Annotated in this window: 12 protein-coding genes; 2 read left to right on the top strand and 10 right to left on the bottom strand. The window is 65.9% G+C overall.

Annotated features, from left to right (window positions below; genetic code table 11):
* Positions 1-46 precede the first annotated feature (46 nt).
* The gene (locus ABD791_RS13795) at positions 47-1063 is read left to right on the top strand and encodes a LacI family DNA-binding transcriptional regulator (RefSeq protein ID WP_345067736.1); all 1017 of its coding nucleotides are present in this window, start codon (positions 47-49) and stop codon (positions 1061-1063) included.
* A gap of 149 nt (positions 1064-1212) precedes the next feature.
* Positions 1213-1701 (top strand): YajQ family cyclic di-GMP-binding protein, encoded by a 489-nt coding sequence (locus ABD791_RS13790; RefSeq protein ID WP_345067734.1) that lies wholly within the window; start codon positions 1213-1215, stop codon positions 1699-1701.
* Between the two features lie 104 nt (positions 1702-1805).
* Here ABD791_RS13790 and ABD791_RS13785 read toward each other — a convergent pair whose 3' ends face one another.
* The 10 genes from ABD791_RS13785 to pstC form a co-directional block, all read right to left on the bottom strand.
* Positions 1806-2738, bottom strand: a complete 933-nt coding sequence (locus tag ABD791_RS13785; RefSeq protein WP_345067732.1) for a phosphate ABC transporter ATP-binding protein — start codon at positions 2736-2738, stop codon at positions 1806-1808.
* A gap of 24 nt (positions 2739-2762) precedes the next feature.
* Positions 2763-3629: a sortase gene (locus ABD791_RS13780; protein WP_345067730.1), complete on the bottom strand. Its 867-nt coding sequence runs from the start codon at positions 3627-3629 to the stop codon at positions 2763-2765.
* 179 nt (positions 3630-3808) lie between these two features.
* Positions 3809-4597: a hypothetical protein gene (locus ABD791_RS13775; RefSeq protein WP_345067728.1), complete on the bottom strand. Its 789-nt coding sequence runs from the start codon at positions 4595-4597 to the stop codon at positions 3809-3811.
* Positions 4594-5673 carry a COG1470 family protein gene (locus ABD791_RS13770; RefSeq protein ID WP_345067727.1) on the bottom strand — a complete coding sequence of 360 codons (1080 nt, stop codon included), beginning with the start codon at positions 5671-5673 and terminating at the stop codon, positions 4594-4596. The genes ABD791_RS13775 and ABD791_RS13770 overlap by 4 nt, the downstream gene beginning before the upstream one ends.
* A gap of 213 nt (positions 5674-5886) precedes the next feature.
* Positions 5887-6915: a hypothetical protein gene (locus ABD791_RS13765; protein WP_345067726.1), complete on the bottom strand. Its 1029-nt coding sequence runs from the start codon at positions 6913-6915 to the stop codon at positions 5887-5889.
* A gap of 38 nt (positions 6916-6953) precedes the next feature.
* Positions 6954-8039, bottom strand: coding sequence for a hypothetical protein (locus ABD791_RS13760; RefSeq protein WP_345067724.1), 1086 nt, complete (start codon positions 8037-8039; stop codon positions 6954-6956).
* Positions 8040-8151: 112 nt separating this feature from the next.
* Entirely contained in the window at positions 8152-10692 is a 2541-nt protein-coding gene (locus tag ABD791_RS13755) for a hypothetical protein (RefSeq protein ID WP_345067722.1), read from the bottom strand.
* A 140-nt stretch (positions 10693-10832) separates the two neighbouring features.
* Positions 10833-12494: a phosphate ABC transporter substrate-binding protein PstS gene (gene pstS, locus ABD791_RS13750; protein WP_345067720.1), complete on the bottom strand. Its 1662-nt coding sequence runs from the start codon at positions 12492-12494 to the stop codon at positions 10833-10835.
* Positions 12491-13849 (bottom strand): phosphate ABC transporter permease PstA, encoded by a 1359-nt coding sequence (pstA, locus tag ABD791_RS13745; RefSeq protein ID WP_345067718.1) that lies wholly within the window; start codon positions 13847-13849, stop codon positions 12491-12493. The genes pstS and pstA overlap by 4 nt, the downstream gene beginning before the upstream one ends.
* On the bottom strand, positions 13849-14886 hold the full coding sequence (pstC, locus tag ABD791_RS13740; protein WP_345067716.1) for a phosphate ABC transporter permease subunit PstC: 1038 nt from the start codon (positions 14884-14886) through the stop codon (positions 13849-13851). The genes pstA and pstC overlap by 1 nt, the downstream gene beginning before the upstream one ends.
* Between the last annotated feature and the right edge of the window lie 42 nt (positions 14887-14928).

The following is a 14928-nucleotide window of genomic DNA, read 5'->3' as shown; positions in this document are numbered from 1 at the left end:
CGATATGATTCCTACAATCTCCCCTCCCATTCCGGTTAGGAAAACCATGATCGGCATCGCCGAGGTTGCCCGGTACGCCGGTGTCTCTACCGCCACCGTTTCACGCGCACTGAGCGGAAACGGCCACGTCTCACCGGCGACAAAGCTCAAGGTCGAGACTGCGGCGCGCGAACTCGGCTACGTGGTCTCCTCGACGGCGTCGAGCCTCGCATCCGGACGCATGAAGAACATCGGTGTCGTCGTTCCGTTTCTGAACCGGTGGTTCTTCACCAGCGTGGTCGAGGGCGCACAACGCGCACTGTTGCGCAATGGCTACGACCTCACCCTCTATAACCTCACCGGCGACGGCATCGAACGGCAGAGCGTCTTCGAACATTTCTTGTTGCGTCAGCGAGTGGATGCCGTGATCGCGGTTTCTCTGGAGCTCACCGAGGATGAGATCTTCAGGCTGCATGCGCTGGGGAAACCACTTGTCGGAGTCGGCGGCCTGATCGAGGGCGTGCGCACCCTGGCGATCGATGACATCGCCGTGGCCCGACTCGCCACTGAGCACCTCCTGGGGCTCGGACACACCCGCATCGCCCACATCGGCGGAAGCCAGCACTACGACCTCGACTTTCACCTGCCGACGAACCGGCGCTTCGGCTACGAGGCGGCGCTCACGGCCGCGGGCATCCCGCTCGACCCCGAGCTGGATGAAGACGCCGACTTCACCATTCAGGGCGGATACCACGCCGCGAAGCAGCTTCTGGGTCGACCGCACGGCCGACCGACGGCGATTTTCGCCGCCTCAGACGAGATGGCAATCGGAAGCATCCTGGCCGCCCGCGATCTCGGGCTCAGCGTGCCCCGTGACGTGTCGATCGTCGGCATCGACGACCACGAACTCGCCGAGTTCTTCGGGCTGAGCACCATCGCCCAATTCCCGCAGGGTCAGGGCGAGAAGGCCGTCGAGATTCTGCTCGATCAGCTGCACCCCGGGCAACACGACCAGGTGGAGCTGAATACACCGCTTCCGGTCAAGCTGATCGTGCGCTCCAGCACGGCGCGCCCCGGCGAATAGGCCGCCGCGTAGACCGGCGGCGGCTGGCGCGGGTCGGGTGCCGACGCGCGCACCGGCGCCAACGCGCGCCGCGGCGCCCGACCCGCGCAACGTCGCGCTCGCCCCCTGCCTCAGCCCCGGGCAGGACGGAACTCGATAGCATGGCAGGTATGGCAGATTCAACGTTCGACATCGTCAGCAAGGTTGACCAGATGGAGGCCGACAACGCACTCCACCAGGCACAGAAAGAGGTCGCGCAGCGCTACGACTTCAAGAATGTAGGCGCGTCAATCGAGCAGAGCGGCGAGAAGGTGCTCATGAAGGCCTCCAGCGAGGAGCGCGTCAAGGCGATCCTCGAGGTCTACGAAGCCAAGCTCATCAAGCGCGGCATCTCCCTGCGCAGCATCGACGCGGGCGACCCGTACCCCTCCGGCAAGGAATACCGCATCGAGTCGACCCTGAAGGCCGGCATCGACCAGGAGAACGCGAAGAAGATCAACAAGATTATCCGCGACGAAGCGCCCAAGAGCGTCAAGAGCCAGATCCAGGGCGACGAGCTGCGGGTCAGCTCGAAGAGCCGCGATGACCTGCAGGAGACGATGGCACTGCTCAAGGGCAAAGACCTCGATGTCGCCCTGCAGTTCGTGAACTTCCGCTAGAACTTTTCAACTGATGCCGAGGCATCCGCGCGACAACTCGTGACGGATGCCTCGGCATCCGTCGTTAGGGCACCAGCAGTGTCGGGGGTCGAGCGTATCGCAAGCTAGCCGAACCGGCCGTTGACGTAGTTGAAGGTGCGCTCGTCGATCGGGCTGCTGAACATCGCGTCGGTGTCGCCGTGTTCGACGATGCCGCCCGGTTGCCCCTGCCCGGCGAGAAAGAACGCACACTGGGTCGACACCCGCTGGGCCTGCTGCATGTTGTGCGTGACGATGACGATCGTCACGTCCTGCACGAGTTCGAGCATCGTCTCTTCGATGACCCGGGTTGAGGTGGGGTCAAGGGCCGAGCACGGCTCGTCCATCAGCAGCACCTTCGGCTGCACCGCCAGTGAGCGGGCGATGCAGAGTCGCTGCTGTTGACCGCCGGAGAGCCCGCCGCCTGGCGCGCGCAGTCGGTCCTTGACCTCTTTCCACAGCCCCGCCTTGGTCAGGCTCGATTCGACGAGGAAGTCCCGTCGGTCGCGATCGGTCTTCGTGCCGGTGAGCGTCAGCCCAGCGATCACGTTGTCGTAGATCGACATTGCCGGAAACGGGTTGGGCTTCTGAAAAACCATTCCGATGTGCCGACGCGCATCAGTGAGCTTGCGACTGACGTCGTAGATGTCGTCACCGTCGAGCAACACCTCCCCGGCCAAACTGGCCGACGGGATGAGCTCGTGCATGCGGTTGAGAATGCGCAGGAACGTTGACTTGCCACAGCCCGACGGCCCGATGAGCGCCGTGACGGCTCCGGCCGGCATCGTCAACGAGACCCGGTCGAGCACCTCATGATCGCCGAACCATGCTGAAATATTGCGCGCTTCCAACTGCGCCAGGGGCACATTCGCGGGTTCCGGCAGAACGAAACCCGCCGACGAGAAGGATGCCGCCGCCTCCTGACGCAGAGCAGGCCGCGTGAGCCGGCGTTTCAGACCGCCCCTGGGCAAGCGCGGCAAGACATCGGTGACATCTGACTGGGTGGTGGTGTCTGTCATGGCTGACTCATTTCGCACAATCGGTTAGAGCAGGTTGGGCAGCAAGCGGGTGATCTGGTCGGCGGCCAGGAGCCCGGCGAGCAGAACGAGGGGAATGCCGAGGATCCAGGTGCGTTGGGGGCCGAACCGTCCGAACGACCAGACGGCGGCGAGTTCGACAACGATCAGAAACTGTAGCGCGAACGCCAACGCCCAGACGGTCGAGGTGTCGGTGGCCATCGAGGTGTTGCTCGGTGGCAGCGAGACGGATGTGGTTTGGCGGCGGCCAGACGGCTGCGCGATTCCGATCAGTTGAGCGTCGACGCGGGCCACGCCGGTCGGCACGTAGGCGGCGCCACGAGCCGTCTCGAGAATCAGACGGCTTTGCCCCGCGGTCGGAGACGCTGGTGCCGGTTCGCCGGCGTATCGCAGCCCGATGACCTCGAAGACCTGTTCGCCCTGCCCCGTTGTCACCGAGAATGTCTCGCCAGGGGCCAACTCGTCGATGCGGGAGAACGGCCCGCCATAGGCTGCCGCGCGCGCCATCACCACGGAGATACCGGTCTGGCCGGGCAGCACGGTGTCTCGGCGATGCCCCGGCCCCGCCTGGAGCGTTGCAGACGAGGTGCCCTCGACGATGACCTCGTGCACTCCGATTGAGGGGATGTTGATCAGCGCGACCGGAGCACCGTCGGCGACGAGCACGTCGTCGACGGTGCCCTCGCTGACCGGGGCGACGGCCTGCGCCAGTTCGAGCTTGAAAGTGTCGGTCAGCTGCTGCTGTGCCACGAGGTGCTGCAGGTGGCTGAGCACGAGCACGTTGACGGCGAAGCAGAGCAGCACGGCGGCGAGCATTGCGGCGATGCTCCGTTGAAGCAACTGACGCGTCGTGAGCGGGACGGACGGAAGCATCGACCGAGGCAACCGCTTGGGCGGTCGTGGAATCCGCGGCAGCTTCGGCGGTTTGGGAGGCTGGGGAGGGCGTCCGCTCCGCTCACGCCGGGACGGCGGGCTGTCTAGCCCGGGCGTGTCCTCCTCAGGCGTGTCCACCTCAGGCGTGTCCATCTCGGGTGGTGCGTCGACGATTGTCGTCATACGCTGACCGGCGCCAAACCAACGCGTTCCCTGGTGAGCAAGAATCTGACGGCCACAACGGCGCTCACGCCCAGAAGCGCGACGACGGTGAGAGCCCACGGAAAGATGAAGAGCGGCGCCGTGCGGCTGATCGGGGCCACGGCAACGCCGTCGATCGTGGCCGGCGGGGTGAAGGTATAGCCGGCGTTGATGAGTACCCATTGTCCGACTCCGGGGAGCTCTGCCGACACGATCCGGCTCTCTCCCGGTGCGAGCTGCGTGACGGGTACCGCGTCGACGGAACCGAGATCATTGCCGAACGGGCCGGTCGCCCAGAAACGGGCAGATGCGTCAACCGTCTCGTTCGACACGTTCTTCACGGTGAAGCCGATGCTGACGGTGCCATCGAATGGGTTCACGCTCGGCCGGTAGGCGCTCTCGACGCCATCGAGAAAGAGCTTGCCGCCCAGGCTGACCTGGCTTGAAGTCGGGGTTGCCACCACCGGCGTTGTCGTCTTCGCCGCATCCACGGTTGTCGTCGTGCGCTGCGCGGAAGCGGACCCCGATGCGGATCCGGCCCCGCCGACGACGGGGTCGGTCGAAGTGTGCGGCGGCGCAGGGGTCGGCGTCGGAGAGGTCACCGTGACGGAGAGTCCGTAGCCGCTCTGCGGTGAGTCGACGCCGTTCTCGCCCGGTGTCGCTGAGGCTGAACCGGCCGACCAGAGTCCGCAGAGGGCAAGAGCTGCGAGGAGCAGAACCTGGCCTGCGCGCACGGGCCTGCGCGTCACACGTGGGATGGTCGTCATTTTGTCATCTCCTCAATCCGCGCATCGGCAGCGTCTTCTGCGGCGCGGCGGCGGGCTTCCGCCTCGGTGTACTCCAACCAGAGCCGCGCATTCTTCTCGTCGCGTTTGCCACGCAGCCGGAGCCCCAGCATCACGACTCCGGCGATCAGCAGCAGCGCCAGCAGGATCCAGGGCACCGCGATGACCGCGCTGTCCCTGCTCACTTCGCGCAGCGGTCCGGGGTTCAAGGCGTCGGCGTCGACCGTCGGAGCGAGCTTGACCACCGCGTTCAGATAGCCCCATTGGCCAATGTCGGGCACGGTGACGGTGAGGGTGCGGTGGGCGCCGGGAAGCAGCTCAGCGATCTCGCCAGACACGTTCTCCCCGACACCTATGCCGAAGACGGCGTTCGCCCCGACGAGGGTGCGTGCGGCCAACGCGACATTGCCGTTGTTGGCAACGGTGAACGTGACATCGACGGCACCGGTGAACGGGTTCAGCTCGCTCGCATAATCGGCACTGATAGCGCTGATGGTGAGGTTCGGTTGCAGGTCGCCCGGCACGCGCACGTAGAGGCGGGTGGCCACCCGTTTGTCGACGAGGATTTCACCGACAGGTGAGACCGAGGAGATGACGATGCCGGCCGCATGATCGCCCGGACGCGCGTCGGCCGGAACGTCAACGGTGAACGGGACGGTTGCCGAGGCCCCCGGCTCGAGCGGAACGCTGAGTTGTGCGGCCCCGCCCTCAAACGCCACCCAGCTGCCGGCATCCGTCGCTGTCGCATCGGTGTCAAGCAGCCCGTAGGCCCCGTCGTCGGTGTTGAACGCGTCGGTGGCGAAGACCGTGAAGCTCTGGCTCGTCGTTCCCGTGTTGCGCACGGTGTAGAAGTCGTCGAGATGCTGACCGGGCGCCGCCTGGTAGCTCAGCCTCGACCGGCCGTCCGGGCCGTTCGCATCGGCGGGCGTTCCCGATATTCCGTCTGAGTCGTCGGCAAATGCCGTTGCCGGTGCGACGACGGTGAAGGCGAGCATCGCGAGAAGTGCGGTTGCGGCGAGACGCGAGAAGCGGCGAGAAACCGCGGAGGTTGTGGGCACACTATATTCGCGCACGGTGAGGTGACCGCGACCCTTCGATCGGTTGAACGAGATATGAACGTCGAGTCAGGCGCTGCTGCTCGAGACGGATGTCCTGGGCCGGGTATCCAGACGGCCAGATGAAAGGCCCGGCCAGCCGAAAGGCCAGGTCAGACGGAAGGGGAAGAATCGCGCGTGGACGCGATCCCTCCCCCGTCGTGTGTGCTGCGAGTGCTACTTCGAAGCGAGCGTCAGCGTGAGCTTCGAGGTGTACGTGCCGACGACCGAGTCCTTCGGGGCCACGAAGGTCAGGTCAGCATCAAGCGTGGTCGTGCCGACAGCGGCCGCTGCGGCCAACTCTGCGAACGGCGCGCTGGCTGCTGCGCTGCCCGCGACCTGCTCGGATGCCGCGGCAGCGGCTCCCGAGACGACGATCGGCTTGATTCCGAGCTGCTTCTTGTCGATGGTGTTGGCACCGCTCACGAAGTCGGCGACCGACGAGGTCAGCGTCCAGCCCTGCTTCGAGAGAGCACGCTCGTCGGTGACAGTGAACTGGCCGAGCTTGCCGGTCGAGGTGGACATTCCGTTGACGAGCGTCGCCGTTCCGAGCGTCGCCTTCGCGCCGGCCGGCACGTTGAGGCTGAGCGGTCCGTCGACATCGGGCGTCGATGCGACGGTTGTGGCTTCGAGATCGATGGTCGCAGGCGAGCCGTCAACGATCGGGCCTTCAGGATCCACCGTGAATTTTCCGGTAATGGCCTCGACCGTGACCGGAACCCACCAGGCTCCCGACGCGGCGTAGTTCACGCCGTTGTCTTTCATGCATGCGAGCCCGATGCTCCACTTGCCACCGCCGGCTTTCACCACACCCTGATTACCGTTGATCTGCTGGTAGGGGGAGATGGTGTAGGCCAGCACATCTTTCGAGCCGGGTGCCATGAACCCCGAGGTGGTGTACGCCTGCCAGGCGGAACGGGTGAGTTCCTGGCCCTGCGGCGCAATGAAGGTGTAGGAATCGGTGGCGTCTGGCGAGCAGTGGAACGGCGCCGCCATGTCGGTGGCACTGAGCGAGCCGACGATGTCGTCGTTCCAGTCGAACACGTGACCGGCAGTTGGAATCAGGTCAGCGGTTCCCGCGTCATAGACGTAGACAGGACCTTCCGTCGGAAGCGGGGCTGCATTCGCGACGGTTGCGCCGACGGTTGCCAGTGAAACAGCCACCAGACCGGCTGCGGCACAGCGTGCAAGGTTGTTCTTGAACATGTCAGTTTCCTTTTCTTGTCTGCAAGCTCTGGCCGCCGCTAGGACAGCTTCGCCCGGATGGTGGTGGTGTCGGAGGGAGCGAGAAAGCCGAACTTCGTCTTCACCGCGCCGGACGTGGTGATGGAGGCGGCGAAGTTGGTCAGGCTCTTTGCCTTCGTGCGGTCGACCAGTGCGGCGAGACCGGCGTCGAACTGCGCACCGGCGGTGATCCGTGCGTATTCGACAACCACGTAGGTGTCGCGGCCCCAGGTGGAGTTCGCGTAGTAGGCCGAGTTCGGAACCAGGCTGCTGCCCGAGCCGGTGAACGCTGCCGTTGCGCCCTGGGTGCTGCCCAGGAGGGTTGCGGTTCCGGTGCGGTTCTGCGCAGCGCCGTTCTTCTGCGCGACCCAGCTGGCGACCGAGAACGGCACGATCTTTCCGGCCGCGTTGAGCACGGTTCCGTCGTTCTCGGCGACGTTGGGAACGACGCAGGAGCCGAGTGTCGGATTGCCGATTGCCCCGAGGAAGAACTTGGCGGTGCCGGATCCTGACTGCGGAAGAACGGGCGTGACAGTGACCCCGTTGACCACGGTGAGCGTGCACTCGTAGATGTTCTTCAGCTGGGCGCCGGTGAGCTGGTCGAGACCGGTGCCGTTGTAGGCGTATGACAGCGCGTCACGGCCGAACGGCACGTAGGCCAGGAGGCCGTTCGGGTCAATGGCTGCACTCGCGGGGCCGCTTGAGGAGCGAGCAATGTCGACCTGTCCGGTGATCGAGATCGCCGGCGTGGTGTTTCCGGCGACGCTGTAGGGAGCACCGTCGATCGAGCGGCTGAGGGCCTTCACCCCGTCGCCGGAACCGGCCGGGCGGGCGAAGTAGACGCCGCTCGACTTGGTCTGAATGGCGGCGGAGCCGAACGCGTCGAACGAGCCGATGCTCGTTCCATCGGCAGCAACCGCGCGCACTCGCGTGCCCGTTACATTCGTGCCGTTCGCGAGCGCGTTGCCCGCATCCTGGAGCGTGTCGGAGCCGACCAGCGCGTAGCTGTTCGACACAGGGTCGGCTTGGGCGGGGGCGGAGAGAGCAAGACCGGCAATGGTGACACCGACGACGGCGCACAGCGCCAGCGCTTTTCTTGACTTCACTTCAGTTCCTTTCGAGGAGTTGATCCGTGCGACCGCGGACGCGTTCGCATCGACTTGACCGGATGTGTGTCGATGATCGACGCCGCCCCCGGTGGTGCCAAGAATGTGAGCATCAGAGACTCTTTCGTCTGATGCGGGAGAGCAGCGGAACCGCGGCAGCGGCAGCCAGCCCAGACATCCCGCCGACCGGGATCGCCGCGGCGAGCCCTCCGGTGTCGGGATCGGCGGGGGTCTCGTTGCCGAGCACCGCCGCAGTGCTGCCAGAGGCCGAAGGGCCGGCGGCCGGCGCCGCCGCCGCGGGAGCCGAGACGTTTGAGGATGGGGACGCGGGTACCGCGGCGCTCCCAGAGGCGACAGGGGGCGCGACGGCGGGGTTCGACGGGGTCACCACCGCTCCGCCGGACTGGATGACATTGGCGGCCGCCAGCGCTTGATCGCGCCATCCCGGCGGGATGGGCGCGTAGCCGGCCGGCAGGGTGCCGGGGTCGGTGCCCGGCTTTTGACCTTCGGTCACGGCGTAGCGGATGAAGGTGGCGTAGTCGGCGCGTGCCGTCGCGTCGGTCGAGCGCGGGTTGGCCGCTGCATACACAGGCATGGCGAGCGGATACGCCGTCGGTGCTGCGACCGCTGCAGCACCGGCCGGGTCGTACTCGTAGACCTGCGACTGTCCGACGACCGGCGTCATCGCCGCGGCTGCCGCGGTGAGCGATTCAGTGGTGGGCGCCACAAACGAGCCGCTCGCGTTCTGAAGCGACGCGGAGACAACCTGATAGCGGGCGGCGGACGCCGTGTCGGTGAGCGACAACACTCGTTGTTGGCCCGGCAGGTTGCGCGGCGACTTGGTGTACTTGGCCGGACTCGAGGTGGGGTCCCAGAGTCCGAGCACCTGACCGTCGCCGCGCAGCGTGAGGTAGCCGGCTTGGTCGAGGTCGTTGGTGTACGGCCGCCAGCTCACGACGTTGATCGGCAGGCTGCCGTCGTTGCCTCCGGCCTGCTCGGCAGGATCGGCCTTCGGAAAGTCTTCGCGCGGCACAACGAAGGCGGACTCGCTCAGATTGGCCTCGGCATCCGTTGTCGTCCACGGGTTCACCACCATCTCCCAGGGGTCGGCCTTTCCCGCGAGAAAGTCGACAGCCTCCGGGTCGGACAACACATAGCGCCACAATTGCCAGGCGGCGTCTGACCGCCCCTGCGGAACCAGAAGGTCGGCCAGCGACGGGCTGATCAGGCTCTCGTAGTCCCACTCCGGATCATTGATCGCACGAAAGTCGGGGTCGAGCACAAGGTTGCGCGCGTTGTGGCCCGCATCCGCCGTGCTCGTGAAACCCAGGTGGGTCTTGTCTGCGAACGTCGGCAGCGAATCGAGGTAGGAGTTGGTGAGGAGCTTTGCAATCAGTCGCGGCGTCAGTTTGATCTCGGAGAACGATGTTCCCGTCTGCTCGGTGACCGATTCCGGTGTGCCCTCGCCCGGATCCGGCTGACGGTCGATCGCGAAGCCGATCGAGAGACCGGTGAGGGCGACGGGCGCGTAGGCGAGAGAATCGGTCAATTCAGACGACGACGCCCGTGTCGTCAGGGCGAGAGGGGCCGACTGCTGCGTCAACGACGTCTGCAGCGCATCCGACTCTGCACCCTTGCTGATCGTGTAGACGGCACCCCCTGTTGAACCGCACAACGTCGGTTGCCAGGATGCGACGGCGCCGGCGACGAGTTCGCTGCCGGCCACCTGACGCTCGGCCGAGCCGATCGGGCAGGTCAAGCCGATGGGCTTGAAGTCGAGCTTGACGGCGATGCGGTGCTTCCAGCTGCTCCAGAACAGCCCGGATTTGGTGATGCTGCTCACCCCTGGATCGGCCGTGCCGCGTGGGATGACCACGAGCCAGCAGGAACGCGGCGCGGTCGTGCCGTCAGGCTTCGCCTCGGGGGCTCCGCAGCCGAGGCCGGGCGACTGCAGCGCGGTCTGCACTTCGAATCGGGTGGCGCCCGTTCCCGCCGAGCCCGATCCGGCCCACTTCACCTCATTGGAGGTGTACTGGGTGAAGAACTCGTTGGTGTTGACGTCGACGTCGAGCTTCTCGTGATTCTCACCGATCGACGAGATCGTCTTCCCTGTCGCGGAACGGAACGGGATCGAGGTGTATGTCGGGTCGAACGGGCCGGCCTCCGGCGACGTGAATTGCACGTCTTCCGGCGCCACCACCGCGTCACTGCTGACGAAGTTGTCGCGCGCGGAGCCGGCCGACCTGAAGGCACCGTACTGGCAGGTCGTGCGGTCGGGCTGTCCGGGGTTCAGCGGGTCGTCGCCCCAGCACTGCGCGATCTGCAGAAAGTTCGCTCCGCCGTTTGAATCGCCGCTCGGCACTGTGGAGTGGATGCCGCCGGTCCAGCTCACCAGCACGCCCTGCGACATCAGATTCTCGGTTTGGGAGACGGTGACCGCGAGATCGGGAAGCGGGGCATTCTTCGCATCCGGATCTTGATCTGTGGCCTTCACTGTCACCGACGAGTTCGCGGTGTCGGCGGCCTGGGCCGTGGAGAACTTCGCTCCGCCGAACCCGAGCAGTGCAGTCGTCGCCAGCCCGACGACGAGTCCTGTCGCCACAGCACGCATGAGCGTGCGGTCTGGCGCGGGATGATTTCGGGTTGAACGCACGGGGGTGTCTCCTCGACGACGGTGCCGACTGCTGCGGGCAACTGTCACGGTAAGTAGCCACGGTGTCGGGAGAGTGACCGTGAGTGAACGACGAACGAACACGGCGCCACGACAAGCTTGCGTAGCGGATTTTCTTCTGGTCAGGCTGGTGGCTGGCTGTTGCCACGGCCGCGCTTCAGCCGGCGAGACAGGAACGGAGGAAGCAGAACTGCGGCGAGAAGAAGCACGACGGCGAAGAGCATGACCGAGTTCTCGGCCTGCCACCCTGTGCTCGCCAGGGCGAATGGTTTGGCCACCGCTCCCCCTCCGACACCGCCGGAGAGCAGGGCGCCGGTTGCGTCGTACACGGCGGCCCCCGCGCCGGAGCCTGCCCCGGCCGACCCTGCACCGGCCGAACCATCGGCGCCGGTGCCGGTTGCCCCGCCCGCCCCGGCCGACGGCGACCCCGTCGCGCTGCCGCCGGTGCCGCTGCCGCTCACCGAGGTGTCTTCGAGAGCACCCGCTGTGCCCGTCGTGCACTGATTCGGCCCGACCTTGTCACACTCGGCCGGCTGCGGAGCACTCGCCGCAAGCTGATTGTTCGACGGGGAATCGCCCGCCTTGAACGTGGGGTTGTTGCATTTGTTCACGTCGACATTCACATTGCCGGCACCGGGAATGCGCTTGATCTGATCAAATCCGGCCAGCACGAGGTTCATCGGCAACGGCGAATAGCCGAGCGCCCCCGCCTGCTGCTGCCCCTCACAGAGCATGTACTGGGCGAACGCGCCGAGCGTCGGGCCTTTCGCCTCGCTGAAGGTGTTGTTGACCGCGGTCGGAACGATCATGTACGAGTAGCTCGACAGCGGATAGGTGCGACTATCGACGCTGTTGTAGACGCCGTCGAGAATCTGGGTGAGATAGGTGGCGGGATCACTGGTGTCGGTGTTGATCTGCGCCTGCATGAGTGCGACAGCCACCGACGATGCGGTGGGCTCCACGTAGTAGCCGCTGGCGTTCAACACCTTCGCGACAGGAAAACCCGACTTCAGGGCGTACGAGTACTCGACGTAGGTGATTGCGCCATCTCCGTAGTCCTGCCCGACATAGCCGGCGACGCCGAGCGAGCCGCTCTGGGCCTTGGCCGCACCGAAAACGGGGTACTGCGAGGTCAGCCCGCACGGGGTCCCGCGCCCGACCGATGCGCAGAACGCGTTCCACAGGTCGGGGTGCTGCTTCGACATCCAGAGGGTGAATTGTGCCGTCGAGCCAGAGCCGTCCGAGCGCACCACCGGCGTGATTGCTTTGTCCGGCATGGCGAGGCCCGGATTGTCGGCCGTGATCTGTGGGTCATTCCACTTGGTGATCGCCCCGGTGAAGATTTTCGTCACCGTCTCGCCGCCGAGGCGCAGGTTCGTCACCTTTTTGCCGCCGATGCGCAGGTTGTACATGAACGAGGTGCCGCCGGCCACAATCGGCATGTAGGCATATCCGGTGGTCGGCTTCTCGGGAGCCGAGTTGTCTTCTGGAGCCGTTTGAAACGGGATCTCGCTCACCGCGAAGTCGACAGCCTGGTTGATGAAGTCCTTGCGGCCGGCCGACGAACCAGAACCGGTGTAGTTCACGGTCATGCTGTAGTTCGATGCCACGTTCGTGCGCCACTGGTCGAGGGCATTCTGCGACCAGGTCGACCCGGTGCCCGCGATCGGGTAGTAGGTCTCTGCGTTGGCGGCGGTCACGCCTGTGCCCGTCGCCAGCAGAGCGGTCAACAGCACGGCCGCCGCGCCGGCCGAGGCACGGAGAAATCTGAGTGTCACGGTCATCGGGGGGTCTCCTCTGGAGCAGATGCGGCGGCGGATGCGGCGGATGCGGCGGATGCGGCGGCGGGTCGTGAATCGACGGATGCGGCGGCGCGGCCCAGGAACCGCCGCACATCTTTCAGGGAGGCCTGGGCGGCAGCCCTCTGCTGACGCTCGCTCAACTGGCCGGGACCGCGGCCGCCGAACGCCCGAGCCAGCGTGAACAGCACGAGCACGAGGAGGATCAGTACCGCGGCGGTGCCGAACCCGCGGGCGATCATGTTCGGCTCCGGCGACTTCACCAGCTCGAACACCTGCAGCGGCAGCGAGATCATCGGCCCGGAGAACGGGTTGAGTGAGAGCACCGCTGTGACACCGGAGGTGAGCAAGACCGGCGAGGTTTCGCCGATGCCACGCGCGGTGCCGAGAATCACCGCGTTGACGAGTCCCGACCTCGCCGTCGGCAAGACCACATGCCAGACGGTGCGCCAGCGCGGAGCACCGAGCGCGTACGACGCCTCACGCAGGTTGCCAGCGACCAGCCGCAAGACAACATCCGATGCCCTGATCACGATCGGCAGCATCATCACGCTGATCGCGAGGGCTGCAGCGAATCCGGACCGCTGATGGGTGAAGAGCAGAATGACGGCGGCATAGATGAACAGACCGGCCACGATCGAGGGCAGCGCGGTCATGGCGTCAGAGACGGTGCGCACAAAGCGCGCGAACCGGCCGGGAAACTCATTGAGAAACACCGCGGTAACGATGCCGAGCGGCACGGTGATCGCCAGCGCGATCGAGATTTGGATGAGTGTTCCGACGATGGCGTGCAGAATGCCGCCGACGTCGAGCGGGTCGAGCGGGCCGGCCAGTTCCATCGTCTGGGTGAAGAAGTTCGGGTGAAAGAAGAGCGCTTCCCGCCCGCGCACGAGTGTGTAGACGACCACGAAGCTCAGAGCGGCGAAGAGTGCCAGCCCCGAACTGTAGAGCAGCGCCGTGATGAGCTTGTCGGTCACCGATTCTCGGCTGCCGGTCAGGCTGATCACCACCGAGTAGAGCGCGAGAAAGGCCAGATAGGTCACGACCACCCAGCCGATCGCCCCGCTCAGGGGTGCGAACCAGCCGAACAGCAGCGTGCTGAGCGCGGATGCCGCGGCCAACGAACCGACGATGGCACAGGTGTCGTCGAGGGTGACCCGGCGCAGCACGCGACGTTTCGCTGGGACGATGCCGTCGACATCCGGAATCACCGTGCGGTGGGTAGCGCCCGCGTGCGCGTGCGGGTCGGCCTGTGGCTCTGCCGGCTGCCGGCTCTGGTGTCCCGCGTGTTCGGGGCTGACCTGCGGGGCGCGTGGATCGGACAGGAGGTCGGTCGACATCAGCCGTCGCTCTCAGCGCCGGAGCGCGATCGGGCGACGATGGATGAGGCGGTGAAGTTCACGATCAGGGTCATCAGAAACAGCACCAGCCCGGCTGCCATCAGCGCCGAGAGACCGAAATCGCTGGCCTCGCCGTAGCGCAGGGCGATCAAGGAGGAAACCGAGTTCGTGCCGGTCTTCAACAGATGCCAGTTGATCGTGAAGATCGGCGAGATGATCATGTAGACGGCGATCGTTTCGCCGAGCGCCCGGCCGAGGCCGAGCATGGTGCCGCCGATAATGCCGCCGCGGCCGAACGGCAGCACGACGGAGCGGATCATTCCCCACCGCGTCGAGCCGAGAGCGTATGCCCCCTCGCGTTCGCCCTGCGGCGCCTGCGAGAAGGCCTCCCGCATGACCGAGGTCTGCGTCGGAACCACCATGAGCGCCACGACGACCCCGGCGATGAAGGCCGACGACGTGAACGCGCTCGCCTCCGGGAGAGTGCCTGGTTCAGCGCCGTCGACGCGCAAGAAGGGGATCCAGCCGAAGTAGGTCGAGATCCACTGGGCGACGGGAATGATGTTTCCCTGCAGAAAAAAGACGCCCCACAGGCCGAAGACCACGCTGGGCACCGCGGCCATGAGGTCGACGATGGTGGTCAGCGCCGATTTGAGCCGTGGCGGAACGATCTCTGAGATCAGGAGCGCGGTGCCGAGCGCCAACGGAAATGAGACGCAGAGTGCGACAGCGGCGATGGTGACGGTTCCGAAGAGAACCGCTGCGATCCCGAAAACTCCGGTCTCGGGTGACCACGACTGTTCGGTGAGAAATGAGAATCCGGCTGTCCCGAGCGCGTTTCCCGCGCGGAGCGTGAGAAACAGACCGACCGCGAGCATGATCGCCACCGTCGTGATCCCGGCGGAGAAGGCGAAAGTTCGAAAGAGCGCATCCGGCCCGGTCGGCTGGGAACGCAGGGAGCGCCGCAGCCGTGAGTCCGCCTCCGGCGCGGCGACCGGTGGGATCACCGGCGGAGTCGCCGGCGCGGTGACGCTCATCTCGACACCACCCACATCCTCACCATTGATCCTTTTCTGTAC

It is taken from the genome of Glaciibacter kafniensis, from assembly GCF_039538945.1.
In the GTDB taxonomy this organism is placed as follows: Bacteria; Actinomycetota; Actinomycetes; order Actinomycetales; family Microbacteriaceae; genus Cryobacterium; species Cryobacterium kafniensis.
Note: the sequence above shows the minus strand (reverse complement) of the source record. Positions and strands in the feature narration are given on the sequence as shown.